General features: G+C 66.6%; 23 protein-coding genes. 17 read left to right on the top strand and 6 right to left on the bottom strand.

Annotated features, from left to right (window positions below):
- The first annotated feature begins 51 nt into the window (after positions 1–51).
- The 7 genes from HNP73_RS01640 (at position 52) to HNP73_RS23580 (ending at position 9,659) form a co-directional block, all read left to right on the top strand.
- Positions 52–1,527 carry a hypothetical protein gene (locus HNP73_RS01640; RefSeq protein ID WP_184146478.1) on the top strand — a complete coding sequence of 492 codons (1,476 nt, stop codon included), beginning with the start codon at positions 52–54 and terminating at the stop codon, positions 1,525–1,527.
- On the top strand, positions 1,527–2,366 hold the full coding sequence (locus tag HNP73_RS01635) for a hypothetical protein (RefSeq protein ID WP_184146476.1): 840 nt from the start codon (positions 1,527–1,529) through the stop codon (positions 2,364–2,366). The genes HNP73_RS01640 and HNP73_RS01635 overlap by 1 nt, the downstream gene beginning before the upstream one ends.
- Before the next feature lies 1 nt (position 2,367).
- Positions 2,368–3,486, top strand: coding sequence for a hypothetical protein (locus HNP73_RS01630; RefSeq protein WP_184146474.1), 1,119 nt, complete (start codon positions 2,368–2,370; stop codon positions 3,484–3,486).
- A gap of 69 nt (positions 3,487–3,555) precedes the next feature.
- Entirely contained in the window at positions 3,556–5,286 is a 1,731-nt protein-coding gene (locus HNP73_RS01625) for a thermonuclease family protein (protein ID WP_184146472.1), read from the top strand.
- A gap of 91 nt (positions 5,287–5,377) precedes the next feature.
- Complete coding sequence (locus HNP73_RS01620) at positions 5,378–6,217, top strand: exonuclease domain-containing protein (protein ID WP_184146470.1); 840 nt, start codon at positions 5,378–5,380, stop codon at positions 6,215–6,217.
- A 379-nt stretch (positions 6,218–6,596) separates the two neighbouring features.
- The gene (locus tag HNP73_RS01615; RefSeq protein WP_184146468.1) at positions 6,597–7,472 is read left to right on the top strand and encodes a peptidoglycan DD-metalloendopeptidase family protein; all 876 of its coding nucleotides are present in this window, start codon (positions 6,597–6,599) and stop codon (positions 7,470–7,472) included.
- Between the two features lie 402 nt (positions 7,473–7,874).
- Complete coding sequence (locus HNP73_RS23580; RefSeq protein ID WP_184146466.1) at positions 7,875–9,659, top strand: calcium-binding protein; 1,785 nt, start codon at positions 7,875–7,877, stop codon at positions 9,657–9,659.
- A gap of 70 nt (positions 9,660–9,729) precedes the next feature.
- Here HNP73_RS23580 and HNP73_RS01605 read toward each other — a convergent pair whose 3' ends face one another.
- Entirely contained in the window at positions 9,730–10,830 is a 1,101-nt protein-coding gene (locus tag HNP73_RS01605) for a M24 family metallopeptidase (protein WP_246399457.1), read from the bottom strand.
- Positions 10,831–10,991: 161 nt separating this feature from the next.
- Between HNP73_RS01605 and HNP73_RS01600 the strand changes: the two genes are divergently transcribed.
- From HNP73_RS01600 to HNP73_RS01580, 5 genes are all read left to right on the top strand, one after another.
- Positions 10,992–12,569 (top strand): ABC transporter substrate-binding protein, encoded by a 1,578-nt coding sequence (locus HNP73_RS01600; RefSeq protein ID WP_184147986.1) that lies wholly within the window; start codon positions 10,992–10,994, stop codon positions 12,567–12,569.
- Between the two features lie 76 nt (positions 12,570–12,645).
- Positions 12,646–13,653 (top strand): ABC transporter permease subunit, encoded by a 1,008-nt coding sequence (locus HNP73_RS01595; RefSeq protein WP_184146462.1) that lies wholly within the window; start codon positions 12,646–12,648, stop codon positions 13,651–13,653.
- 46 nt (positions 13,654–13,699) lie between these two features.
- The gene (locus HNP73_RS01590) at positions 13,700–14,560 is read left to right on the top strand and encodes an ABC transporter permease subunit (protein ID WP_184147985.1); all 861 of its coding nucleotides are present in this window, start codon (positions 13,700–13,702) and stop codon (positions 14,558–14,560) included.
- A 4-nt stretch (positions 14,561–14,564) separates the two neighbouring features.
- Entirely contained in the window at positions 14,565–15,410 is an 846-nt protein-coding gene (locus tag HNP73_RS01585) for an ABC transporter ATP-binding protein (protein ID WP_184146460.1), read from the top strand.
- Entirely contained in the window at positions 15,407–16,288 is an 882-nt protein-coding gene (locus tag HNP73_RS01580; protein ID WP_184146458.1) for a dipeptide ABC transporter ATP-binding protein, read from the top strand. Before HNP73_RS01585 ends, HNP73_RS01580 begins: the two co-directional genes overlap by 4 nt.
- On the opposite strand, the gene HNP73_RS01575 is transcribed toward HNP73_RS01580, so the two are convergent.
- Together HNP73_RS01575 and HNP73_RS23575 are read right to left on the bottom strand one after the other, a co-directional pair.
- Positions 16,278–16,679: a twin-arginine translocation signal domain-containing protein gene (locus HNP73_RS01575; RefSeq protein ID WP_184146456.1), complete on the bottom strand. Its 402-nt coding sequence runs from the start codon at positions 16,677–16,679 to the stop codon at positions 16,278–16,280. The two genes, HNP73_RS01580 and HNP73_RS01575, sit on opposite strands and share 11 nt — an antisense overlap.
- Before the next feature lie 53 nt (positions 16,680–16,732).
- Positions 16,733–19,960, bottom strand: a complete 3,228-nt coding sequence (locus tag HNP73_RS23575) for a M10 family metallopeptidase C-terminal domain-containing protein (RefSeq protein WP_281379154.1) — start codon at positions 19,958–19,960, stop codon at positions 16,733–16,735.
- Between the two features lie 543 nt (positions 19,961–20,503).
- On the opposite strand from HNP73_RS23575, the gene HNP73_RS01565 reads away from it, so the two are divergent.
- Complete coding sequence (locus HNP73_RS01565; protein ID WP_184146452.1) at positions 20,504–21,076, top strand: phosphoglycerate mutase family protein; 573 nt, start codon at positions 20,504–20,506, stop codon at positions 21,074–21,076.
- A gap of 171 nt (positions 21,077–21,247) precedes the next feature.
- Here HNP73_RS01565 and HNP73_RS01560 read toward each other — a convergent pair whose 3' ends face one another.
- The 3 genes from HNP73_RS01560 to HNP73_RS01550 all read right to left on the bottom strand — a co-directional run bounded on the left by HNP73_RS01560 (position 21,248) and on the right by HNP73_RS01550 (position 23,323).
- The gene (locus HNP73_RS01560; protein ID WP_184146450.1) at positions 21,248–21,619 is read right to left on the bottom strand and encodes a hypothetical protein; all 372 of its coding nucleotides are present in this window, start codon (positions 21,617–21,619) and stop codon (positions 21,248–21,250) included.
- Positions 21,620–21,637: 18 nt separating this feature from the next.
- A complete protein-coding gene (locus HNP73_RS01555; protein ID WP_184146448.1) occupies positions 21,638–22,075 on the bottom strand; it encodes a hypothetical protein in 438 nt (145 codons plus the stop codon).
- Between the two features lie 297 nt (positions 22,076–22,372).
- A complete protein-coding gene (locus HNP73_RS01550) occupies positions 22,373–23,323 on the bottom strand; it encodes a LysR substrate-binding domain-containing protein (protein ID WP_184146446.1) in 951 nt (316 codons plus the stop codon).
- 107 nt (positions 23,324–23,430) lie between these two features.
- On the opposite strand from HNP73_RS01550, the gene HNP73_RS01545 reads away from it, so the two are divergent.
- The 4 genes from HNP73_RS01545 to HNP73_RS01530 are packed head-to-tail and all read left to right on the top strand — an operon-like array spanning position 23,431 to position 26,594.
- The gene (locus HNP73_RS01545) at positions 23,431–24,105 is read left to right on the top strand and encodes a Rieske 2Fe-2S domain-containing protein (protein WP_184146444.1); all 675 of its coding nucleotides are present in this window, start codon (positions 23,431–23,433) and stop codon (positions 24,103–24,105) included.
- A 10-nt stretch (positions 24,106–24,115) separates the two neighbouring features.
- Positions 24,116–24,985: an aromatic ring-hydroxylating dioxygenase subunit alpha gene (locus HNP73_RS01540; protein WP_184146442.1), complete on the top strand. Its 870-nt coding sequence runs from the start codon at positions 24,116–24,118 to the stop codon at positions 24,983–24,985.
- A 2-nt stretch (positions 24,986–24,987) separates the two neighbouring features.
- Positions 24,988–25,617: a glutathione S-transferase family protein gene (locus HNP73_RS01535; protein ID WP_184146440.1), complete on the top strand. Its 630-nt coding sequence runs from the start codon at positions 24,988–24,990 to the stop codon at positions 25,615–25,617.
- Complete coding sequence (locus HNP73_RS01530) at positions 25,617–26,594, top strand: PDR/VanB family oxidoreductase (protein WP_184146438.1); 978 nt, start codon at positions 25,617–25,619, stop codon at positions 26,592–26,594. The genes HNP73_RS01535 and HNP73_RS01530 overlap by 1 nt, the downstream gene beginning before the upstream one ends.
- Positions 26,595–26,614 lie beyond the last annotated feature (20 nt).

Genomic DNA, 26,614 nt, shown 5'->3' with positions numbered 1-26,614 from the left:
GACTGCTCGGTCCTTCGGGGACGGATCGTCACGGGGGCAGGGGAGGACTCGATGCCGGGCCTACGAGATTTCTTTCGGTCGGACGCGTTCACGCCCGCCAGCGCAGTGTTCCCGGCGATCGACACGGCGCGGCTCGAATCTGATCTGTCGCTGGCGTCGGAGGGCAAGGCCCGCGGAAAGCGCAATGCGCCCGGTCCCGACGAAACCGGGCTCGACTCGATCGAAACAAGGATCATCGCGCGGGTCGGCGACCTTCGCAGGAAGGGCATCGACACCTATTTCGAGAACGTCCGGGTCTACGACTCCCGCCTCGCCCGCGCCGGCGATGCCCGCGATGAAGTCGAGATCGCGGCATCGACGGCTCGCGGCGACTTTCAATCGCAGGTCGCGGTGTGGAAGGCGCGCATGGCGACACCCATGTCCAAGATCCGCGATGCGGTCGCGGACCTCCGGCACTTTCGCGAGAAGCATCGCGTCCTCCACATTGCCCGACAGGCGAGCTTCCCCAACTGGTTCCTGATCGTCCTTTTCGTGGCGATCATCGAGGCGCTCGCGAACTCCCTGCTGTTCGCCAAGGTGATGTCGCAGGGCTTCATGGGTGGCGCGGGACTCGCCGGGATGATCGCCGCGGCGAATGCCATGATTGCCAGCCTGACGACGTACTTCGCGCGCAACCTCAATCACCGGAGCCCGTTCTGGAAGCTGATCGGGCTGGTGTCCTTCGTCGTCGGCGCCGTTGTCTGCATCGGCTTCAACCTCGGGGTCGCGCACTTCCGCGACGCCCTCGAGGCTGGTCTCGAACTCGAGCCGGCGCTCTCGCGCTCCTGGCATGCGCTCTGGACCACGCCGCTTGCGCTCGACAGCTTCCTGTCCGCGCTCCTGATGCTCCTCGGCATCGCCGCGGCGATCATCGTCGGCCTGAAGACCTACCACACGATCGACCCGTACCCCGGCTACCCCGCGGTCTACGGGGAAGTGACGAGGGCTCGCGCCGAATACGCCTTCGATCTCAACGACGCGATCGCGACCCTCGAGCACGACCGCAACAATGCGATCGACGAGCTTCGTGATGCCAACCTGCAGATGAAGACCTGGATTCGGGAAGCGGTTGACGCGCTCTACGGGCAGAGTTCGCTTCGCTCGGAGCTCGATCGCTTCATCGAGCAGTGTGATACCAAGGCCAGCGCGCTGCTCGCCACCTACCGCGATGCCAACCGCGCGGCCAGACCCGGGGGGCCCGGGGTGCCCGTGCCCCGGCACTTTGACCAGCCCTACGCCTTCCCTGAGATGAACCTCGCGCGTCCCGCGGATGCGCTTCGCGAGCAGGCCCTGTCCGAACAGGCTCGGGTGAGCGATCTCGTGTCGGCGGCGATCGCCGACATAGAGCGGGCCTATTCCGAGGCGATCGCCGTCTATCCGACGATTCAGGAGCTTGAGGCGAGCCTTGCGGCCGGGGGCGACCCCTTCTCCCGTGCCCCGAAACGGACCGAAAGCGGGACGCCCGGGCTCGCGGGGAGCAATTCCTGATGGCACGGGGCAGGTCCGCGCGGCCCGCAGGCCGCCATTCATCACGCCGCCGGCCGGGGCAGGGTCGCCCCGTCTGGCTGGTCACGCTTGGCATCGTGGCCTTGCTCGCTGCCGTCGGCGGGGTGAGCTGGTTCGCCTTTCGTCAGGTTCAGGCGGACCGGATGGACGCGGCGACCCTCTGCCCGACGGATGGAGCCGTCGGCACGCTTGCGATCCTCCTCGACATGACGGATCCGATCAGCGCCACGCAATCGCTCGCGCTGCGCGCCGCACTCGACAAGATGGTGCTGGCAAGCCCGCGAGGGACACTCGTGGCGTTGGGCCGGGTGAGCGATGACCCGGGCCAGACGGGCGCGGCCTTCGCGCTCTGCCGCCCGCTCACCGGCGCTGAAGGCGGCGATCTTACCCGGAATTCGAGACAGGTGGAGGCCCGCTTCCAGGACGGCTTCGTGAAGCCGTATCGCGCCGAGGTCGGCTCGATGCTGGAGTCCGGCGAGGCGAAGCAGTCGCCCATCATGGAAGGGCTGCAGGCGCTCCTCGCCGGCATGGCGAGCCTTCCCGTACAGGACGGGGCCCCGCATCGCGTCGTGATCGTGTCGGATCTGATGCAGAACAGCGACGCGATGAGCTTCTATCGCGGGGAGGACTGGCAGAGTTTCCACGCATCGTCCGCGTTCGGCCGCCTCGCCCGCAACCTCGACGGGACCGACGTCACGCTTCTGCGCGTGCCGAGAACCGACAGCAAGGTAGACGCGGCCGCCGTCGACGACTTCTGGGTTCGCTACCTCGAAACGCAGGGCGTGGGCGCGGTCGATCCGCAGACGCTCGGGGACCTCTGAAATGGCCTTGCGAACGGCTTTCCACCGCGACCTCTCGGCGCGCGATCACCTGGACAAGGTGGCGCTCGTGCTCGCGTTCCTCCTTGGATCGGCCGGATCGTGGACGCTGAAGTTCCTGGGTTTCGGGCCGTTCTGGGCCATGGGCTGCGCGGTCGGTGCGATGCTGGCCTACGTCGCCGCCGTGACGGCGCTCGGCCGGCTGCAGATCGAGCCGGAAGCGATCGGGGACAACTGCTACTACCTCGGTTTCCTGCTCACGCTCTCCTCGCTCTCGGCAACGCTCTACCAGCTCACGCAGAGCGCGGAGCAGACCGAGCTCATGCGATCCGTCGTGGCCGGCTTCGGCATCGCACTCGTCTCGACGATCCTCGGCATTCTCCTGCGGGTCATCTTCATTCAGCTGCGGCCGGACATCGTGGCGCGGGATCGCGAAACCCGGATCGAACTGCAGCAGGCCGCCCGCGAGCTCCGGGTCGAGCTGGCGCTGAGCATCGCGACGATGAAGACATTCTCGACGGAGGCGATCCAGCTCGCTTCCGAACAGGGGGTGAAGATCTCGGAGGCGACGGCGCTCACGGTCGATACGCTCCGGGAGCGGATGACCGCGGATGCCGAGGCGCATGAGGCGATGCTGCGAACGACTCTCGAGCAGACGTCCGCGCGAACCGTCGCCGCGATCTCGACGCACGTCACCCGCGCCGGTTCCGCGGCGGAAGACTCGATCCGTGCCTCGCTCACCTCGCTCAGCCGCTCGATTGCGGCTTACGCCGACGCCAACGCCGCGGCTTTCCGGGTGCGCGAGGAGGATGATGCGCGCGCCGAAGCCCTCGCGGATGCCGCGCTCAGACGGACGCGCGGCCTGACGGTTGAAATCGAAGCGTTGTCGGCGCGCGTAACCGATGCGCTCGGCGGGATCCGGGCGGGGCTCGAGAGCACCGTGGAGACGATGGAGCGCGCCGGCTCGGCACTGGCCGATGCGCAGAGGGTTGCGGTTGCCGGCGCCACCGGCGTGCCGCCGGCTCCCGTAACCGGGGTTCCGGGTCGTGACCTCCGGGAGAAGGCCGAGCCGGTCCATGGCGACGGGGGCGGCGCGATCTGGTTCCCCTTCCGGCGCCGGTAGGGGGAGAGCGTGTCGACCCGCATGCCCGATCCCGCCGAGTCCACGCGGCAATACCGGCGAGGCGCCGTGATGGGGCTGACCGTCGCGGAGGCGTTCATGCTGCTCGCCTTCGTCCTCCTCATGCTGATGATGCTCTGGCGCAACGAAGACGCGAGGCGGCTTGAGGCCGTGCAGGAGTTCACGGCGATGTCGCAGGCGGAGAAGGCGGGCATGCGAAACGCGCTCGAGGTTTTCCGCCAGGCCGGCATCTCCCCCGAGGACCCGCAACTGGCGGAGAAACTCGGAGATCTCGCAGCGATCGGCGAGAGCGGCGCTGATGAACTCCTGTCCCGGCTCGCCGCTGCCGACGACGCAGAGCGGCGCAAGCTCGAGGCCCTCGTGCGCAGCGATGCGTGGCGCCACGGGAGTACGGGGGAAGTGCTCGCGCATCTGAACGCGGCGAACGAGACTGACCGGCGCAAGCTGGAAGCCCTGGTGCGAAGCGACATGTGGCGCGATGAAAGCGCCGACGAGGTACTGGCCGAGCTCGCCGCGGCGAACGCCGGGGAGCGTGAGAGGCTGAACGAGCTGATCGGGAGCGAGGCCTGGCGAGACGGTGGCGAGGACCGGACCGTCGCCGAGCGCGTGGCCGGTCGATTGCAGGCCGCGGCCGAAAGCCGTCAGCGTGTGACCGAAGCCCTCCGGCGTCAGCTTGGGCCGGCGGTGGCCGCGGCGGGCGGCGAGATCTACGCCGACGGCGCGCTGGTCTTCCCGGAGACGGTGCTCTTCGCCGCGGGAAGATCCGATGTCACGCCGCAGCTCCGCGCCTTCCTCGGGTCGATCTGCCTGCCGTGGTTCCAGACGCTTGAGCGAAGCGGCGCCGAGATTTCCGATCTTCGGATCGAAGGGCACGCTTCAACGGAATGGACGGGGCTTTCACCGGAACAGGCGTACCTCGCCAATCTGGCGCTCTCGCAGGCGCGCGCCCACGCGGTGCTCTCGACCTGCCTTGAGCTCGTGCCCGGCCCGGAGGGGGAGTGGGCGCGCAGCGTCGCTACGGCGGTGGGTTACTCCTCGTCGCACCCGGTCGTCGTGAGCGGGCAGGAAGACAAGCAGAAGTCGCGCCGCGTCGTGTTCCGGGTCGACTATAGTCAGGAGGGTGTGCTCCGCGACATCCAGACCGACGTCGATGCCGCCGAAAGCCCGGCGACTCCATCCGGTCGGCCGCCAGCGCCTGGTGCGCCCGCGACAGAGACAATGGCGCCAGCGCCCGAGGCGGCAGAAGCCGCGCCCCCGGTGGCAGCGCCAGCGGCGCCCGTGGTGACCGGCGCGGCAGCGGCGGCGGGGGAGCCGCTTCCGGCGCCCGACCCCGACCGGCCGACCGCGGCCGCGACAGATGCCGGCACCGGGGGCAAAGCCCCCGGGCTTGCCGGCATTGCGTCGGTCATCGACGGGGACACGATCGATATTCGCGGAACCCGCATCAGTCTCTTCGGCATCGACGCGCCCGAGGGCGGCCAGAAGTGCAAGACTGCCGCGGGAGAAACCTATTTCTGCGGGCAGAAGGCAGCGCTGGCCCTGGCCGACCTGATCCGGAACCAGACCGTGACTTGCGATCCGAAAGGTCTCGGTGCATCCGGGCCCACCTTCGCCACCTGTACCGTTGGCGGTAAGGACATCGGGGGGTGGATGGTCGGCGAAGGGCTCGCCATTGCCGCCCGACGAGACTCGAGTGAGTACGTTCCGGCAGAGGAGGCGGCTCAACGAAACGCGGCCGGGTTGTGGGCCGGCACGTTCGAGCTTCCCCGGGACGTCCGATGACGGTCGGCACCGAGGGTATGAAGCCGAAATCCGTTGCCGATGCGTCGCGGCGCCTCCGTGCCGCCGACGGCGGGCGGCCGGGAGGGCGCAGATGAACGCGCAGTACATTGCATTGGCTGTCGGGCTCGCGCTGGTTTCGGCCCCGTTCCTCCTGCTGTTCCTCATCGTGAAGTACATTGGAGGGCGTCGGCGACGACGGGCGCTGGAGGCCCGGATTGCCAGGGAAGATCGTGTCACCCGGCCATCGGCGGAGACCCCGGAGGCGCGCCCCTTCGACGCTTCCGCCGGGCAGGGATCGCCGCCGCTGCCGAGGCCCGCGACCGCGCCGCTGCCGAAAGTCCCGGCGCGGCCCGCCACGCAATACCGCTTCGTCGCCCTCGACGTCGAGACGGCCAGCGGTGGTCGGGACAGCATCTGTCAGCTGGGTCTGGCGTTCGTAACAGCAGCCGGAACAATCGATACGACCTCCACACTGGTCAATCCGCGACAGGTTTTCACCAATACGTCGATCCACGGCATCTCGCCTCGTGATGTCATCGACGCCCCCCTCTGGCCGGAAGTGTTTCGGACCTTTTCGCGTTCGATCGCCAGGCAGCCGGTCATCCAGCACAGCGGGTTTGATCGGTCCTCGGTGAATGCCGCGTGCGAGAGACATGGCATCACGGCGCCAGACTGGCGATGGTACGACAGTTTGCAGATCGCGCGGCGCGCGTGGCCGGAACTTGCCGGCAACGGCGGACATGGCCTCGGCAACCTCAAGCGCCATCTTTCCATCGATTTCGAGCACCATCACGCGGAAGAAGACGCCCGCGCGGCGGCCATCGTGGTCCTGAGGGCAGAAGCGGCAACCGGGCTGGAATTTCCGGCCCTGCTGCGGGACAAGCGGGCTGCCTCCGCGGCGCGCTCCTCACGCGTCCGTTCTGGTAGGTAGGTAGCCGGGAGATAGGCAAGAGACTACGGCACGGAATGGCTGCGATCCGGTCGGCGCAGGTGCGTGCGGCAATGCGGTGCCCGCGAGACCGGCGGCACACGTCCACCGGGTCCGCCGCAATCAGCGTGCCCCCCTTGCGGCGGTCCGACTTGCCGAGACCAGTACGCCGATCGTCCGGTCGGCGCGCCTGCGGGATCCTCGCGGGTCGGCACTTGTGAGCGGGCCGCGGGCGTTTCTGGTAGGGTGTCGGGAAGGAGGATCTTGAATGAAGCGGATTGCGCTTGCGTTGGCGATGCTCTGCGCCGCCGGTACGGGGCGGGCAGATGAGGCATTCCGGGTCGGGGTTCCGGTCGATTGTGCCTTCGGATCGCTCTGCCACGTGCAGAACTACGTCGACCTCGATCCCGGGCCGGGGCGTCTCGATCCGTGGTGCGGGCGGCTCACCTACGACGGGCACGACGGCACGGACATCCGGGTTCGCGATCTTGTCGCGATGCGGGCGGGCGTCAGGGTCGTTGCCGCGGCAGAGGGCGTCGTGAAGGCGACCCGCGACGGCATGGCCGATGTCAGCATCCGCGATACCGGTCCCGAGGCCGTGGCCGGCCGGGAGGCTGGAAACGGTGTTCTGATCGATCACGGCGGAGGATGGCAGACACAGTATTCGCATCTCCGCTCGGGAAGCGTCCTGGTAAAGCCGGGCGATCGGGTCGAGGCGGGAAGCCCTCTGGGGCTGATCGGACTCTCCGGGCAGACCGAGTTCCCGCATCTGCACTTCACCGTGCGCAAGGACGGGGCGGAGGTCGATCCCTACACCGGAGCGGCCGGGGGCTGGACGTGCGGTTCTCCCCGATCGCCGTTGTGGACCGAGGCGGCGGCACAAGCTCTTGCCTATGTGCCGACGGGGTTGCTGATCGCGGGCTTCTCATCAATGCGGCCCGACGCCGATGCGGTCCGTCGAGGAGACGAGCGTCTGGGTGAAACGGTGCGCGATCCTGATGTTCTGGTCCTCTGGGTGGACCTGTTCGGGGCGGAGTCCGGCGATGTTCAGTCCTTCAGCATTACCGACCCGGACGGATCGGTATTGCTGAAGAACGAGAGCGTACTCGATGCGAACAACGTGAGCTGGTTTGCCTTCGGCGGGGTGCGGCGCCCGTCGGCCGGGTGGGTGCCTGGGGTACACACCGGGACCTACACGCTTTCCCGCGGTGGCAAGGCGATCATCTCCACCAATGTCGAGGTCGCGGTTCAGCGATAGCCGCGCACTTGCGGCAACCTCTCCCGGGCCTGCCGATCGGCGGACCATCGCCGCTCGCTGACGCGCGTCTGCCGAGCTCCCGGGGTCCGCCGGTCCGGGCCGTGCCCCTATTCCTGCCAGTTCGTTCCACGGTTCGCATGAGCTTTCTTCAGGCGTGGACCAGGGTTCTGGTTCAGGTGAGGGCACTTGCCGCGATTTCATCAAGTACCTGTCTGAAGATAACTCCCGATGTCCCAAAAATCGGAATATACATTTACTTTATATAAACTATAAATACTCTATATATTTATAATAAAAATAGAAGCACATGACGTCATCGATTTGGTGATTCCTCAGGGGTTCGATGTTGCGTTGCCGCATCTCAGCGAGGGCTGGGATTGACCTCACGGGAGAGCATCGCGGATGACGACCTACTACGTGTCGACCACTGGCAACGACAAAACGAAAACCGGCAGCTCGGACGAGCCTTTTGCGTCGATCAACAAGGCGGTCCAGAGGCTGAAGGCCGGTGACGAGCTCGTCGTCAGGTCGGGCACCTACAAGGAACAGGTCTGGATCGGCAAGAGCGGGGCGGCCGACAAGTACATCGTCATCCGCGCCGAGGAGCCGGGCACGGTCAGGATCGAGGGTGGGGGCAGGGATGCCGGCTTCATCATCGGCGGCAACTACGTTCAGGTGGATGGCTTCGAGATCGTCGGCGCCGGTGCCGGCATCACCACCGCCTCGGTCCACCATATCGCCGTCACCCGAAACGTCATCCACGACAGCGTCGGCAACGGCATCTCGATCAACAGGTCCGACTTCGTCCTCGTCGAGGGCAACACCACCTACGACAACGCCAAGGAGGACGCCCGATCGGGGATCTCCGTCTTCCATCCCGTCGATGTGACGGGTGACACGACAACGCAGGGCTTCCGCATCATCATCCGAGGGAACCTCTCCTACGACAACGTCACCGAGACCGGTGCCAGGACCGATGGCAACGGTGTCATCATCGACAGCGCCACCAGCCCCAAGGGCACTTACCCTGCCTACAGGCACCCGATCCTCGTCGAGAACAACGTCGTCTTCGGCAACGGCGGCGCCGGCATTCAGGCCGCGTGGAGCGACAACGTCACGGTTCGGAACAACACGTCCTGGCACAACTCGCAGAGCCCGGCGGCAGACGGGTCGTGGAAGGCCGAGCTCAGCAACATGAACTCGAACAACACCACCTGGACCAACAACATCGCGGTTGCCGACCCGAAGGTGAAGGGGGCCTCCGCGATTGCCAACGTCTCCTTCAAGGGGATGACGAACCAGTTCATCGAGTACCTCAACAACCTTACCTTCAACGGCAAGGTCGGCGAGGCATCGGTCTTCGTCACGAAAGGCAATGCTGGCGCGTCTGCGGGCCATGGCAATCTTCTCGGGATCGATCCGATGTTCATCGACGCCGCCCGGCACGACTTCCGGGTGTTCGGAAACTCGCCTGCGGTCGATGGCGGCGCGTCCGGGCAGGCCGCTGCGGCGAGTGACTTCCTTGGCAAGCTCAGGGCTGGCATCGTCGATCTCGGAGCATTCGACATCGGCGGAAAGGCCACCGATCCTGACACCGGAACGGGCACGCGTGCAGGAGGCCCCGGCCATGATCTCCTGAGGGGCAGCGATGGTGCTGACAGTCTTGCCGGCAATGGTGGCAACGACACATTGATCGGCAACGGTGGCAACGACACCCTTGCCGGCGGGGCCGGCAATGACTCGCTCCTCGGCGGGGCCGGCAACGACAGGCTGACGGGTGAGGCCGGAAACGACGTCCTGAGGGGCGGCTCCGGAGCAGATGTCCTGGGGGGCGGCGAAGGCAACGATGTCCTCACCGGCGGCACGGGATCAGACACCCTTACCGGAGGCCCGGGCGCCGATCGCTTCGTGTTCGCAAGCGCGGCCGAGGCGGCGGGAGACGTGATCACCGACTTCCGGCGTGGCCAGGGCGACCGGATCGACCTCAGCGGCATCGACGCCGACGTGAGGGCCAAGGGCAATCAGGCCTTCGTATTCATCGGAGAGAAGGGCTTCAGCGGCACGGCCGGCGAACTCCGGTACAAGAACGGCATGGTCTCGGGAGACCGGAACGGCGACAAGGTCGCTGACTTCCACGTGGGGATCGCCGACGGCCACGGGCTTGGCGCGGGGGACTTCATTCTCTGAAACCGGCCTGTTCGTGCCCTCGGGTGGTGGCCCGAGGGCACATGACCATTCGGTCGGCTCTGCCCGTCATCTACCCGACGATGGTGAGCTCCCGGTCAAAGCTCGTGAGGGAGTCGACCCCGTCCGGCGTCACCAGCACGTCGTCCTCGATGCGGATGCCGAGGACGCCGGCGTGCATGAGACTCGGCTCGATCGTGAAGACCATTCCCGGCTCCATCGCCGTCATGTTGCCGATCATCACCTGCGGCGCCTCGTGGACGTCGAGGCCGAGGCCATGCCCGGTCTTGGTGAGGACGAGGTCGCCATACCCTGAGTCGCGCAGGCTCGCGGTCACCTGGCGGTCGAGCTCGTCGAGGGTCATTGGCGGCGCGGCGATGCGGCGACCGAGCTCGTTGGCGGCGAGGACGGCGGCGTAGACGTCCCGGGCTTCCGGCGTGGCGGAGCCTATGAAGACCGTGCGGGTGATGTCGGCATTGTAGCCGCCCCATGCGGCGCCGAAGTCGAGCAGCAGCGGCTGGCCGTGTTCGAGCTTGCGCCCGGCGCTTGGCGTGCCGTGCGGGTCGGAGGCTGCGGGCCCCGAGAGCACGATGGGATCGAACGCGAGCCCGTCGGCGCCGCGCTCCAGCATCTCGATCACCAGACGCTGGCGGAACGCCGTCTCGGTCATGCCGGCGACCGCATGGGGGAGGGCGGCGGCAAGCGCCGCCTCGCTGATCCCGATCGCGCGCCGCAGCGCCGCGATTTCGTCCGCATCCTTGTGAAGACGCATGCGGGCAATCGTGGCGTGGGCATCGCGGACGTTCGCGTCAGGGAAGGCGCGGCGGATCGCATCGGCCTCGAAGACGCGCATCCGCTGGCCCTCGAGGCCGATGCGGGCGGGCGAGAAGCGCGCGGCGAGCGCGGCGAAGGCGTCGTCATAGCCGTCCGCGTCCTGCCAGTAGATCGTCACGGCGTCGGGCGCGACGCTCTCCCACTTCGTTTGCTCAAGAAGCGGGATGACGGCATGGATTGGTCCCTCGCGGGGTACGAAGAGGACGGTCGGCCGCTTTATCAGGTGGAAGTGCGCGCCGGTCAGGAAATAGAAGTTCGGGCCCGGCACCATCGCGGTGGCGTCAAGATCCTGATCTTCCATCGCGGTTCGCAACCGGTCCAGACGAGTCGATCCGCCCATTCTCATTCTCCTCTCGTTCCTATTGCGCCGGGGCCGGCTTATAACCTAACGTCGCGCTGTACATAACGGAACAGAACGCTTTAGGGCGCAGATTTGCACACGAATCCCGAGCCTGAGAGCGTCGCAGCAATTCGGAGGGGGGTTGCGTGAAACTGATTCAGATGCTGCTCGCGGCGACCGCGACGAGCCTTGTCCTGGCAGGCGCCGGCCATGCGTCGACACTGGTCTATTGCAGCGAGGGCTCGCCAGAGGGCTTCGACCCGGCTCCCTGGACCGCCGGGACCACCTTCGACGCCAGTTCGCGGACGGTCTATGACCGGCTGATCGAGTTCAAGAAGGGCTCGACCGAGACCGAGCCGGGTCTCGCCGAGAGCTGGGACGTGTCGGAAGACGGCACCGAGATCACCTTCCACCTGCGGCCGGGGGTGAAGTTCCAGACCACCGATTACTTCACGCCGACGCGCGAGATGAACGCCGACGACGTGGTCTTCAGCTTCATGCGCCAGTCCGACAAGGCGAGCCCGTGGTACGAGTACGCGCCGGGCATCGCCTGGGAGTACTTCAGCTCGACGATGGCGGGCTCGCTGAAGGAGATCGTCAAGGTCGACGACATGACGGTCAAGTTCGTGCTGAGCCGGCCGGACGCCACCATCCTCGCGACCTTCCCGATGGACTTCGCCTCGATCGTCTCGAAGGAGTACGCCGACCAGCTCGAGGCGGCGGGCACCAAGGAGCAGTTCAACGTGAAGCCGGTCGGGACGGGGCCGTTCACCTTCGTCGACTACCAGCAGGACGCGGTGATCCGCTATCAGGCCAACCCGGACTGGTGGAACGGCAAGCAGCCGATCGATGACCTGATCTTCGCGATCACCGTCGATGCGGGCGTGCGCCAGCAGAAGCTCGTCGCCGGCGAGTGCGACATCATCCCCTATCCCAACCCCGCCGACATCGAGGGGCTGAAGGCCAATCCCGATCTGCAGGTGATGCAGCAGGAAGGCTTCAACATCGGCTATCTCGCCTACAACACGCTGGTCGCGCCGTTCGACAAGCCCGAGGTCCGCAGGGCGCTCAACAAGGCGATCAACAAGAAGGCGATCATCGACGCGGTCTTCCAGAGCGCCGGCACCGCCGCCGTGTCGCCGCTGCCGCCGACGTCGTGGGCACACGACCCGGACCTTGTCGACGACGTCTACGATCCCGCGGCGGCGAAGGCCGAGCTCGAGGCGGCGGGCGTCACCGGGCTCTCGATGAAGCTCTGGGCGATGCCGGTGCAGCGGCCGTACAACCCGAACGCCCGTCGCATGGCCGAACTCATCCAGTCCGACTTCAACGCGGTGGGCGTCAAGGCCGAGATCGTGTCGATGGAGTGGGGCGAGTATCTGGCGCGGTCCTCGGCCAAGGACCGCGACGGGGCGGTGCTGCTCGGCTGGACCGGCGACAACGCCGACCCGGACAACTTCCTCGGCGTCCTGCTCGGCTGCGACGCGGTCGGGGCCAACAACCGCGCCCAGTGGTGCTACCAGCCCTATGAGGACCTGATCCAGGAGGCCAAGCTCACGGTCGCCCAGGAAGAGCGCAAGCCGCTCTACTTCAAGGCGCAGGAAGTCTTCAAGGAGCAGGCGCCCTGGGCGACGATCGCCCACTCGATCGAGACCATGCCGATGCGCGCGAACGTTACCGGCTTCGTGCAGGACCCGGTCGGCATTCACCGCTTCGTCGGCGTCAGCAAGACCGAGTAACGCGGGCCCGCTGCTTGCGGCAGCGGCTAAACCGAGCGGGCGCCAGATGGCGGCGCCCGTCTGTCGGGGGGAGTAAATGGTCCGCTTCATCCTGAACCGACTTCTGCTGATCGTGCCGACATTCATCGGCATCACGCTGGTCGCGTTCATCTTCATCCGCCTGCTGCCCGGCGATCCGGTGATCCTGATGGCGGGCGAGCGCGGGGTCTCGGCCGAGCGTCACGCCGAGCTGATGGCGCAGTTCGGTTTCGACCAGCCGCTCTGGAAGCAGTACGTCGACTACGTGAGCGGCCTGCTGCACGGCAATTTCGGCTACTCCTACTCCACCAAGAAGCCGGTGCTCAGCGAGTTCATGGCCCGCTTCCCGGCGACGCTGGAACTCGGGCTCTGCGCGATCGTGCTCGCGAGCGTGCTCGGCATCGCGGCCGGCATCCTCGCGGCGATCCGGCGCGGCAGCTGGATCGACCAGGTGACCATGGGGACGGCGCTCGTCGGCTACTCGATGCCGATCTTCTGGTGGGCGCTGCTTCTCATCATCCTCTTCTCCACCAAGCTCGGCTGGACGCCGGTCTCCGGGCGGATCGCACTCACCCAGTTCTTCCCGTCGGTCACGGGCTTCATGCTGATCGACAGCCTGCTCGCGGGGAAGCCCGCGGCGTTCTGGTCGGCGGTGCAGCACCTGATCCTGCCGACGATCGTGCTCGCCACCATCCCGCTCGCGGTGATCGCCCGGCAGACGCGCTCGGCGATGCTCGAGGTGCTGGGCGAGGTCTACATCATGACCGCGAAGTCGAAGGGCCTCACGCCGCGACGGGTGATCTGGCTGCACGCGCTGCGGAACGCCCTGATCCCCGTTGTCACCACCATCGGCCTGCAGGTCAGCGTGCTGATCGGCGGGGCGATCCTGACCGAGACGATCTTCTCCTGGCCCGGCATCGGCAAGTGGATGATCGATTCCATCTCCCGGCGCGACTACCAGGTGGTGCAGGGCGGGCTGCTTCTGATCGCCGCCGTGGTGATGTTCGTCAACCTGACCGTCGACCTCCTCTATGGATTGATAAATCCCCGTGTCCGCTACAGATGACCCCCACCTCGGCACCGCCGAGCAGGAGCCGCTAGGCCCGCCGCCGATCGCGCCGTGGCGCGAGAGCTGGCACTATTTCCTCGCCAACCGCGGCGCGGTCATCGGGCTCGTCGTCCTCGCGCTGCTGGTCCTGACGGCGATCTTCGCGCCGCTTCTCGCCCCGCACGATCCGACGATGCAGTACCGCGACGCGTTGCTGGTGCCGCCCGCGTGGCTGGAGAGGGGTCGGCCGGAGTTCCTGCTCGGGACCGACGCCCTCGGGCGCGACATCCTCTCGCGGCTGATCTTTGGCGCACGGTTCTCGCTGGTGATCGGTCTCGTGGTCGTGGCGCTTGCGCTTGTCAGCGGCATCTTCGTCGGGCTCATCGCCGGCTACTTCGGCGGCTGGATCGACTCCGCGATCATGCGGGTGATGGACATCATCCTCGCCTTCCCATCGCTGCTGCTTGCCCTCGTGCTGGTCGCGATCATCGGGCCGGGGCTCTTCAACGCCATGCTGGCGATCGCGGTGGTGTTGCAGCCACATTTCGCCCGGCTGACGCGCGGCGCGGTGATCGCCGAAAAGAACCGGGAGTACGTGACCGCGGCACGGGTGGCGGGCGCGAGCAATCTGCGGCTGATGGTGCGGACGATCCTGCCGAACTGCCTCGGGCCGCTGATCGTTCAGGCGACGCTCTCGTTCTCGAACGCGATCCTCGACGCCGCGGCCCTCGGGTTCCTCGGGATGGGCGCGCAGCCGCCGACGCCCGAGTGGGGCACCATGCTCGCGGAGGCGCGCGAGTTCATCACCAGCGCCTGGTGGGTGGTGACGATGCCGGGCATCGCCATCCTGATCACGGTGCTTGCGGTCAACCTGATCGGCGACGGGTTGCGCGATACCTTCGACCCGAAGCTGAGACGGAGCTGAAGCGATGGCGCTCCTTGAGGTCCGCAACCTGTCGGTTTCCTTTGAAACGGCCTCCGGCGATCTGTTCTACGCCGTCCGCGGGATCGATATCTCCGTCGACGTCGGCGAAGTGCTGGCGATCGTCGGCGAGTCGGGATCCTGCAAGTCGGTGGCGATGCTTGCGGTGATGGGCCTCCTGCCGCCGGTGGCGATCGTGAAAGCCGACGTGATGCGCTTCGACGGACGCGATCTCCTGACCCTCAGCCCGCGCCAGCGCCGCGATCTTTCGGGCCGCGAGATGGCGATGATCTTTCAGGAGCCGGTGGCGAGCCTCAACCCGTGCTTCACGGTCGGCTTCCAGATCGAGGAGACGTTGCGCAAGCACACCGATCTCGACGCGGCGGCACGTCACCAGAGGGCGATCGAGCTCCTCCAGGCGGTGGGCATTCCCGAGCCCGAACGGCGCCTTGGCTCCTTCCCGCATCAGATGTCCGGCGGCCAGTGCCAGCGGGTGATGATCGCGATCGCCACCGCCTGCACGCCCAGGCTCCTGATCGCCGACGAGCCGACGACGGCGCTCGATGTGACGGTCCAGAAACAGGTGCTCGACCTTCTGCTGCGGCTGCAGGCGGAGAACGGCATGGCGCTCGTGCTCATCACCCACGACATGGGCGTTGTCGCCGAGACCGCCGACCGGGTGATCGTGCAGTATGCCGGCCGCAAGATGGAGGACACGGACGTCGTCTCGCTGTTCTCGGCGCCAGAGAGCCCCTACACCCGCGCCCTGCTCTCCGCCCTGCCGGAGAACGCCGGGAGCGGGCGGCTGCCGACCGTTTCCGACTTCGCGCCCCCTGCCGAGGCGATGAAATGACCGCCGATCAGACGACGCCCGTCCTCGAGACCCGTGGCATCACCCGCGACTATGTGAGTGGCGGCATGTTCGGCGGCACGCGCACCGTCCGGGCGCTGAAGGGGATCGACCTGAAGGTCGAGCGCGGCAAGACCCTCGCGGTTGTCGGCGAGTCCGGTTGCGGCAAGTCGACGCTCGCCCGGATCATCGCCATGATCGACTCGCCGACCGGGGGCGAGCTGCTGATCGAGGGCCAGAAGGTCGAGATCGCGAAGCGCGGCATCTCGCCGGAGCTGCGCCGCAAGGTGCAGATCGTGTTCCAGAACCCCTACGGCTCGCTGAACCCGCGCCAGAAGATCGGCGACGTGCTCGCCGAGCCGCTGAAGCTCAACACCAATCTTCCTGACAGCGAGCGGCGCGACCGGGCAATGAAGATGCTGCTGAAGGTCGGGCTGAAGCGCGAGCACTTCAACCGCTATCCGCACATGTTCTCCGGTGGCCAGCGCCAGCGCATCGCCATTGCCCGCGCGATCATGGTCCAGCCGGCGCTTCTGGTCCTCGACGAGCCGGTCTCCGCACTCGATCTGTCGGTGCAGGCGCAGATCCTGAACCTGCTGCAGGACCTGCAGGACGAGTTCGGGCTTACCTACGTCTTCATCTCCCACGACCTTTCGGTCGTGCGCCACGTGGCAGACGACGTGATGGTGATGAATTTCGGCGAGGCGGTCGAGTACCGCAGCCGCGACGCGATCTTCGCCGCGCCGGAACATCCCTACACGCGCACGCTCTTCGCCGCGACGCCGCGGATCAACGTCGACAGCATCCGCGAGCGTGTCGCGCGCAAGGCGGCGGCGCGCCGTGCGACGGGTCACGCGACCCCGGAGCCCGTCAGTACGTGACGACGTTGAGCCTGACGGCGACGGGCGCGCCGGTTGCCGTCGGGGCGCTGCCCCGTGCAATCAGCCAGCCGTCGGCCCGCTCCAGACGGGCAACGATCCGCAGCGTCGGCGACGCGGCCGCGCCCGGGGCGGGCAGGGTGAAGGCGATTGCCTTGGCCGTGCCGTCACTGTCGAGCCGTGTTCCGGCGAGGCGACGTGCGGCGGCGTCGGGAAGGGCGGGGTCTTCGAGATAGACGTCGAGATGGCCTTCCGGCACCGCCGCGCCGCCCTCGAACGTCACGGTGCCGCGAAGCTCGGCCGTTTGCGCGGCGGCTGGCCCGGCAGCCGCGGCAAGAGCCGCCGCTCCGGCGGTCTTCAGCACCGTGCGGCGGTCAGTCGGTTCCTTGGGCATGTTCGCTCCCGGTGTGAAGGGCGCCCCTGTGGCGCCCTTCCGGTGTCGTCGGGTCAGATGACGGCGAAGTCACTGGCCGAGAGGTTCAGGTTCGTATCGAGCCGCGCGAACCGGATCGCGGCGTCATCGCCCGTGCCATCGGCATCGTAGGTCAGGAAGCCGCTGTCGGTATCGTAGATGATCCGGTCGTTGGCATCATGAGCGAGGCCCGACGCGCTCCTGTGGAAAGCGCGGAGGGCAAGGGCGCCGTCGCCGCCGACCGCCTCGAAGATGAGGTTGTCGAGCAGGATCATGTCATCAGCGACGTTGAAGTCGGTGATCCGGTCGACGTTGCCGTTCCCGAGGGCAGTCGTGAAGCGGAACGAGTCCTCCCCGGCGCCGCCGGTCAGCGTATCGGCCGCCAGCCCGCCATCGAGGAGATCGCTGCCGCGGCCGCCGGTGAGCACGTCCGCCCCGGCGACACCGGGTTCGACCGGCTCCGGCGGAAACTCCACCGACACGTTCACCTTGTAGGTCGAGCCTTCCGGCACGGCTTCCGCCCAGCCGTCGCCCGGAGCGTCCGGCGACCAGGACCCCTCCAGGATGTAGTAGGTCCCGGTCTCCTGCACGACGTGCACGAGGCTCGAGTCCCGCGACGTCACCGAGCCGGGATCGCCGCCGCCGTCGTCGTTCTCCGCGATGATGTTGCCGTCCGCATCCAGCAGCCGGAGCCAGCTGTCATGGACATCCGGGTCGGCGATCCCGTCGATGTCGACGGTGAGCACCGTGCCGGCGGCGAGATCGACCTTGTAGAACCCGCCCTTGCCGTTCCCCGTCGCGTTGACCGTCGAGTGCAGCATGGTGGTCGAGTCGAAGATGTCCGGGTCGCTGGCGAGGGAGAAGTTCTGAGAGATGTCGAAGGCGTCGGCGATCGAGTTGTTGGTGGCGTCCGCTCCGAGGGTGGCGTAGCCGCTGCCCAGGCCCGGGCGGGGCGGTGCCTCGCCCTGATAGGCGTAGTCGCCGAACAGGCTGTCGTCACCACGGCCGCCGTCGAGCACGTCGCGGCCGCCCTGTCCGGTCAGCACGTTGGCTGCGCCATCGCCGGTCAGCCGGTCGTTGTGCCCCGTACCTGCGAGGTTCTCGATGGAGGTATAGGCATCACCGCCGGACCCGGCACCCTGAAGCGTGAGCACGAGGCCCCTGGCCGACGTGGCGTAGTCGGCCGTGTCGCTGCCCGCGCCGCCGTTCAGCCGGTCGGCGCCGCCGCCACCGGTCAGCGTATCATCGCCCGCACCGCCCCGGAGCACGTTCGCCTGAGAGGTGCCGATCAGGTGGTCGTCGAAGGACGAGCCGGTGGCGTTCTCGAAGCCTGCGAGCATGTCGTGACGGATCGCGGCGCCCCGGCCAACGATCTGGACCGGCCCGTCAGCGTCGCCGCCCCTGGCCTCGCCGGCGGCAAGATCGACGGTCACGCCATCGGAGCTGCCGGCGTAGACGACGGTGTCGATGCCGGCCCCGCCGTTCAGATAGTCCTGCCCGGAGCCGCCGATGATGGTGTCGTTGCCGCCCTCGCCATAGAGGATGTCGCCGTCGGCACCGCCGTCGAGGACATCGTTGCCGCCGCGGCCGTTGAAGTAGTCACCGCCGCCCTGGCCCCAGAAGTGGTTTGCTGCCGAGGTGCCGATGAACCGGTCGATGCGATCGTCCGATCCGATCAGGTTCTCGATGCTGAAGAACGTGTCGCCCGAGCCGGTGCCGCCGCTGGCGGTGTTGGTTTCGAGGTTCACCAGCAGCTGGAACGGGCTCTCCTTGCTGTAGTCGACCGTGTCGATGCCCGCACCACCCCGGAAGACGTCGACTCCGGCCTGACCGCTCAGCGTGTCGTTGCCGGTCCCGCCGTTCAGGATGTCGTCGCCCTGTCCGCCGAGGATCACGTCGTCTCCGGCGCCGCCGAAGAGCGTGTCGTTGCCATCGTCGCTCTCGGTCTGATCCTCGAGATCGGCGATGTCGATCGTGTTGTTGATGTCGCGGCTTGCGAGCGAGTCACGGCCGCCGATGATCAGGTCGTCGCCGCCGTTGCCGAGGATCACGTCGCCGCCGGCGCCGCCATCGAGCGTCTCGTTCGCGTCGGTCCCCTGAATGACGCTGGCCGCCGCCACGGCGCCGACGTCCGGCGAGGGTCCATCGCCGCCACGTGGCGGGATCGTTGACGGGTCGGCGTGGACGATATGCTCGACGTTGGCGATCTTGCTGATGTCGAGGTCGGGGGAGAGCAGGATGACGGTGTCCTCGCCGCCGCCCCTCGTTTCCCTCACGACGTCGTCCATGGAGTCGACGAAGTAGACGTCGTTGCCGCCGTTGCCGGCCATGCTGTCGGCACCGCCGCGGCCGTCGAGGATATTGGCGCCGCCGTTGCCGATCAGGATGTCGGCAAACTCGCTGCCGATGCCGGTCTCTATGACGTAGTCGCCCCTGTTGGCGTTGTGCCCGGCAAAGATCGAGACGTTGTTGCTGTGGCCATTGACGCTCGAGAACTGTCCGGCGCGCAGGTCGAGGATGGTGCCAGCCGTCGAGCCGGAGAAGTCGATCGTGTCGCTGCCGCCGGTGTCGTGGATCACGAAGCCGATGTCATGCTGCATGCCCGAAGAGGTCAGCTTGTAGCCATATTGCGTGCTGCCGAAGCCGTAGACATTGTCGCCCGTGTTGAGGTCGATGTGCTGGTAGGTTCGGTTGCCTTCATCATCGACGGTCGAGAAGAAGCGCCGGGTCACCGCCTCGATATCGGCCATGAGGGGCGTCACCGCCGACCAGCGGGTGGTCTCGCCCACGTCGATCCCGTCGAAATAGGACATGACGCTGTACTGCTGGCGATCGTAGATCCAGGTTGCGTTGTTCAGGTAGTTGATCTGCACACCGCCGGGGCCGCTGTAATTGTAGAGGCCCGGATGGTTCAGGCCGAACTCGTGGCCGAATTCATGGACATACGAGTCGAAGACATAGCCGCCCAGCGAGGTCTTGTCGGGCTCGGTGTCGTGGAAGCGCTGGCCGATGCTGACGTAGCGATTGGCCGAGTAGGCGCTGCCGTCGTCCTCCTCACCCACCTCGGGGCTGACCACCTCGATCCAGTCGGTTTCCGCGTCGAAGGGCGCGTCGTCGACGATCTCGAACTGCAGGGCGGTGACAGACGACCACATGTCCAGCGCGCCGATCGCGGCGGCCTTGTATTCGGGGTGGTCGTTGAGTTCCTGAACGTTGATCCTCAGCGTGCCGGCGGCGATTTCCGGCGTCAGATCCCGGTACAAGTCTCCGAGGTAGTCAAGGAACGCTTCGTAATCTACGCTCTTTCCGTACAGATTATCTGGCGTCTGATCATTGATCCACCACTGGGTGCCGGTGTCATTACTGTTTGGCATGGCAGGATACCCCCTATTTTACCGTGAGTGCCTCATGAATCTTGTATTGAGGTTGTCTCGACTGCGTGAGATCGGTGCACTTCAGCCTTAAAAATGTCCCCTTCTTGCCAGAACTCTGTTGTCCAACCCGTCATCGGGCAATCCAAGGTTGCACACTGCGGCAAAGTTGTCGCCCCGGGGAAATCGAGGTCTTCGACAAATTGCCCGGGTGTTGCCGTGAGGAAGCTTGCAAGTCATGCCGCATGCCTTGCGCCGAGATGGCAGGGCCGAACGGCGATCGGCCGTCCAGGCCGCCAGATGCGGATACGTGGAGACGTTCGCCCATCATCTCCGGTACGGATACGACGGCGCCTCTGACCGCAGCACCGAGGTTGACACGCGAGGCGCCCGCGCGGAGCCTTCCTTGGGAAGGCCCTGTCCGAGAGGTGTGCAATGCCGCCCGATCGTATCATTGTCATCCGTCACGCCCGAAAGCCGACGCACAAGCCAAAACAGATCGGCATCCGACAGGACGGGACCGCTGACCCGGAGTCCCTGACGGTCCGCGGCTGGCAGCATGCAGGGGCGCTGGCGGCGATCTTCGCCGGACCCGACCCGGGCGGGGCCAGGGGGTTCGTGGCCCGTCCCGATGTCATCTTCGCCGCTGGCGCAGACAAGAAAAAGGTATGGATCGACGGCAAGCACGTGGAGGTTGGCAGCCACAGCAGGCGCCCGATCCAGACAGTGACCCCGCTCGCGGAAGCGCTCAAACTGGCGCCGGTGACGACCCACACCAAGGGCGAGGAGCAGGCCCTTGTCGATGACGCCCTCGGCCGTTCGGGCACCGTCCTGATCTGCTGGCAGCATCAGGACATCGCCGAGATCGGCAACCTGATCGTCGGCAATGATACAACGGTGCCGCAAAGCTGGCCTGAAGACCGCTATGACCTTGTCTACGTCTTCGACCGCACGGGCGACGGGTGGAGCTTCCGGCAGTTCTTCCATGATCGCCTGGCGGCATCCTGAACGTGATGCGTCGTCTGTCGTCGCAGGCCTTGGGCGATCTCCTGGTCTGGACGAATACAGCGCCGGGGCGGGAGTCCCGGCGCTTCCCGCTTCATGGACGGTGCCCTTGGGGTCAGACGCCCTGCCGCGGGATGCGGATCAGCGACGTCTCGGTCGCGACCGGCCCCTCGGTCAGTACCGGGAGGCTGTGGTCGCCGACACGGTGAACGTTCTCCCACTGCTCGCCGAGGAACATCGAGGTGACGCGGCGCATCTCGGCGCAGTCAGGCTCCCCGGCGCACCGAGGCCGAGCCGGTCGAGCCGGGCGCCTGCCGTCGCGGAGTCGCCCGGAGAGCGCTGCGCCACGCCGATCCGACCCGCTACGCGAAGCCCGTCGCAGTCGAGGGAGGTGAAGCCGTCGCGCGTCTCGATCACCTTGCCCTCAAGGCGGCCGTTGTTGCCGATGAAGTCGGCAGCAAAGAGCGTCCGCGGCCGGCTGTAGAGATCCTCGGGCGACCCTTCCTGCGCGATCACGACGGCGCCGCGCTCAGGCAGCGCGCTCATCGGCATCCGGGTGCCGGCTCACGGCGCCAGCACCCCGTGCAGCAGGTCGCCGAGTTCGATGCTGCACGCAGCGAACTGATCGGCCGCTTCTTCGATCTCGGCGATGGTCCAGTCGTCCCCGTCCCTGAAGAGGCGCTGCTTGCCGCCTTCCGCGGTGCCCGGCCGTCCGTGCATCAGCGCGTTTCTGACTTCGACAAGTTCGTCAAACCGGACGGCAGCATCCCGGCACGCGTGACGCGGGTCTTTCGCGGGCAGCCCCTGGATCTGGGCGAGCAGATCACCGGCGATGCCGCCGGCGGTCCGCTTCTTCTGCTCCACCGTCCTGAGGTAGCCCGGCTCCAGCCGATCGCAACAGAAGGCGGCATTCCATTCGAGAACGGAGAACACGAAGACGGCTCGACCGATCGCCATGACGTAGGCATCGTCAACCTCGATCCGGTGACGCTCGCCGCTCATGGCAAATTCACCCGATGCCACGAGGCTGTGTGTCGTGGGCGGGCACCCGCCGTTCGCGGCTGCCGACCCGGTTGATGCAGACCTCGTTTCATCGGCTCCCTCCCTTGACGCCCGCGACCAGCGACAGGCTGGGATATTGTCCCTGGCAAGCTCCGCGACATCGGCAGAAAGACCTGCGGAGAGATGACAAAGGCCATGGCTGAAGGCCCGGTTTCTCTGGTCGCCCCGGCTGGAGCTGTTCCCGTGTCCCGCCTGCGGCCGTCGCGGATCGTCGTGGGGCCCGGGGGGCACGCATCCTCATCTGTGGTTGCGGGACAGGGTGTCCTTGCGGGTCGCTGTGTACAGATACGAGAACACGTCCGAAAAGTTCTTTGAAAGCACGTCTATAAGCCGACGCGTGTTCGGGTTGTTCTGGCGATGGCTTGCAAACAGCGCGTACATCGGGACATCGCGAGAGCGCCATTCGGAGAGGACGGGCTCAAGCAGCCCGACGGATACCTCGGGACCGGCGAAGAAGTGCGGGATGAAGCAGATCCCATGATCATGAATCGCCGCGAGCTTGGCGACCCAGTAGTCGTTGGACACAAATCGGGCGTTCGGGTGAACGCTGAATTCTTCCGAATCGTTCTCGAGTTCCCAAAGGGCGAGGCTGTCGCCGTTGTGGAAGCCGATCAGGTCGTGTGCGCGCAGATCGCGCGGCGAAGCCGGCCTGCCGTGCGTGGCAAGGTAGCCCGGGCTTGCGTAGAGCCCGAAGGGAAACCGCGAGAGCAGCCGGGCCGTCAGTTCGGAGACCTGGGGCAGGGGCGGCTCACCGAGATAGAGGATGCAGTCGAGGCTGTCGCGCGCTCCAAGCAGCGCCTCGCCGCGCAGGACCATCACCTCGATGCGCAACAGCGGATGGTGGCGCGCGAAGTACAGGACCAGCGGCGCGATCAGGTTCGAGGTGAACTCGCCGCCTGAGCCGATACGGACCTTGCCCGCTGCCACGTCCTGCCGCCGCCGTGCCGCGTCGAGGCCACGCTCGCAGGCGCGGCGGATGTTGCGGGCGTGATCGTGGAACTCCTGCCCGGCCTCGCTCAGAACCATGCGGTTCGCCGAGCGGGTGAAGAGCGAGGCGCCGATCTCCTCCTCCAGCCGTCGCAGCTGATGGCTGATCGTCGCTTTCGGCCGGGCAAGATCGCGCGCCGCCGAGGAGAGTGAGCCGCTCGCGGCGATCTGCAGGAAGATCGAGACGTCGTCGAGCTGCACCCTGATCACTCCCGTTCGATAATCTCGAACACCTGTTTCAACATAATCGTCTGTGAGTGCGGCACAAGCAAGGCTAGCGTGCGAATCGCATCCAGCAGGAGGGCCAGGTGTCGGTTGCAAGAGAACTTTGGACAGGGGTGGCACTGGACGACCAGATCCAGGCGGCCTCGAGCAACCCGGTGATCCTCGACGGTCAGGCCCTCGCGGTCTGGCGCGGCGAGGAGGGACCCGTCAGGGTCTGGGAGGATCGCTGCCCGCATCGCGGCATGCGCCTCAGCTTCGGCTTCGTTCGCGGCGAAACGCTGCGCTGCATCTATCACGGTTGGACCTACGCGACGGACGGTCAGTGCCTCGCGATCCCCGCGCACCCGACGCTGGCGCCGCCGAAGACCATTTGCGCCAGCACCTATCCGTCCGAGACCCGCTACGGGATCGTCTGGACGAAGCTCGATGGCGGTTCCAACGGCGCAGCGCTGCCCGATCTCGGCCCCGACGAGGGATGGGAACCGGTGCGCAGCCTCTTCGTTCACGCCGCGGCCAGCCCGGTGCTGGAGGCGCTGCTGAACTGTGATCTCGGCCAGCAGGGACCGGTGCACATGGTGGCTGAGAACGCCGCGGAAGTGGAGATCGGGCCAGAGCTTCGCGTCCTCGTCGCCGTTCATGCAATGGACGACGAGCGGACCGCGCTCCACGCGGTCGCCAGAGGCCCGCGCGCCGCCAGCGAGCGGGCGGGACTGGCGCGACGGCTGGAGCGGTTGCGCGACGATATCGAGCGGGCATGAGGAGAGCGAGATGACTGTTACGACTGACCCCGTTGCCCTGAACCAGTGGGTTCCCTGCGCATGGGACGGGCAGATCCCCGTGGGCGGCAGCCTCGATACGATGATCTTCGGGCAGCCGATCCACGTCCAGCGGACGGGCGAAGACAGCTACCGTGTGGCGGCGGTGGACGGCACCACGGAGCGTGAGCTGCCGGTACAGGTTCGATACACCTGCGTCTTCACGACGCTTGGCGACACGCCGCGGCCGCTGCCCGAGATCGCCGAATTCGACGAAGCTGACCGGCGCATCACTGGCTGTGGCAACGTCGGCGTCAACACCAGCCCGTACCGCCTCGTCGAGAACTTCCTCGACATGGCGCATTTTGCCTTCATCCACACCGATGTCCTCGGCGCCCTCGATCAGACCGAGGTGCTGGCCTACCGCACCGAGCACCGCAAGGAAGTGGACGAGATCTGGGCGATCGACTGCACCTTTTACCAGCCGGCGGCCTCGAAGGCCGCGACCGGCGGTCAGCTCACCAGGTATGTCTACCGCGTGATGTCGCCTTTCAGCGTCATGCTCTACAAGAACGTCGTCACCGATCCCTCGCGCAACGACGCGATCTGCGTCTTCATCCAGCCGAAGCGTGAGACAGAGTGTCTCGCCTACATGCCGATGGCGATCGTCGACGAAGTGAGCACGGTTGGCGATCTCATCGACTTCCAGCAGTCGATCTTCCTGCAGGACCGGGTGATCCTCGAGAACCAGCGCCCGGCGCTCCTGCCGCTTGATCCGACATCCGAGCTGCCGACCCGGGCGGATGCGAGTTCGATCGCCTATCGGCGCTGGCTGAAGGCGATGGATATCCGGTTCGGCATTCTCGAGAAACAGGCGGCCTGAAGATGGCGATCCGGCTCTACGACTATTCGCTCTCGGGCAGCTGCTACAAGGTGCGGCTGATGCTCGGCTTTCTCGGGCTCGAGTACGAGCGCGTGCAGATGAATTTCTACCCCGGGCGTCAGCATCGCTCGCCGGAATTCAGGGAGATCAACCCCCTGGGGCAGATCCCGGTGCTGGAGGAAGACGGGCTTCGCTTGCGCGATGCGCAGGCGATCCTCTGCCACCTCGCGAACAGCCACGACGCCTCCGGCGAGTGGCTGCCTCGCGACGCCGAGCGCTTCGGACCGGTGATGATGTGGCTGATGTTCGCCGGTGGCGAGCTGATGGCCGCCTCGGCCGCCCGCCTTCACGATGCGCTCGGCTACGAGCTCGACATCGAGGAGGCGCGCCGGAAGGCGCGCGCGGCCTTCCGGGTGCTCGACGACCACCTGACCGCCCGCGAGATCGCGGGTGCGCGCTGGATCGTTGGCGATACCCCGACGATCGCCGACGTCGCCTGCTTCCCTTACGTCGCTCTCGCCGGCGACGGCGGCCTCGGCCATGAGGAGTATCCGGCACTGCGCAACTGGATGCGCGACTTCCGTCGCCTGCCGCGGTTCCGGGCCATGTCCGGCATTCCGGAGTTCATCTGATGCAGTTGCCGTCGTCTGACGGAGATCTCGAGGTCATCGTGCGCTGCGTGCGCCCGGAGACGTCGGAGATCCGCAGTTTCGTGCTCGTGCCAAAGTCCGGGGACACCCTGCCGCCTTTCGAGGCGGGAGCGCACATCGACGTCTTTCCGATCCAGGGGATTGTCCGACAGTACTCATTACTGAACGATCCTTCCGACCGCAGCCGCTATGTTCTCGGCGTCAAGCGTGAGCAGAACGGACGCGGCGGATCGAGCGCGATGCACGGGACGCTTCAGGAGGGCTGTACCCTCCGCATCAGCCGGCCGAAGAACCACTTCGCGCTGCGCCCGAACACTGGCCGCAACCTCCTGCTTGCGGGTGGTATCGGTGTCACGCCGCTGCTCTCGATGTCCCAGGCGCTCGCGGCGCGTGGTGCCGACTTCGAGCTTCACTACTTCGCCCGCTCGAACAGCGAGCTCGCGTTTCGCGGGATGATCAACGAAAGTGCATGGTCCGACCGGGTGTCGTATCATTTCGGTCTCGTGCCGCCGCTCCTCACCGAGGTCATCGAGGAAATCCTCGGGAAACCCGGCGACGACGATGCTATCTACATGTGCGGTCCCGGGCCATTCATGGACCTGGTTCGCAGCAGTGCCGAAGGCCTTGGCTGGGCGCCGGGAGGGATCGTGGCCGAGCACTTCTCGGCGGCGCCACCGAAGCTGGTTCCGGGCGCGGACGAATTCGTGGTTCGCCTTGCCAAGCGGGGTGTCGAATTCGTCGTGCCTTCCGACAAGGCGATCATTGACGTGTTGCGCGAGGCCGGGATCGAAGTGCAGACGAGCTGCGAGCAGGGGGTCTGTGGAACCTGCGTGACGCCGGTCCTCGAAGGGGAGCCGGAGCACCACGACCTGTTCCTCAGCGATGAGGAGCGTGACTCTGGTCTCATGACGCTCTGCGTTTCCCGCTCGCGCTCGAAGCTGCTGGTGCTCGACATCTGAATATGACCGTCCCGGAGAGG

This window comes from Amaricoccus macauensis, assembly GCF_014201905.1.
Lineage (GTDB): Bacteria > Pseudomonadota > Alphaproteobacteria > Rhodobacterales > Rhodobacteraceae > Amaricoccus > Amaricoccus macauensis.
Note: the sequence above shows the minus strand (reverse complement) of the source record. Positions and strands in the feature narration are given on the sequence as shown.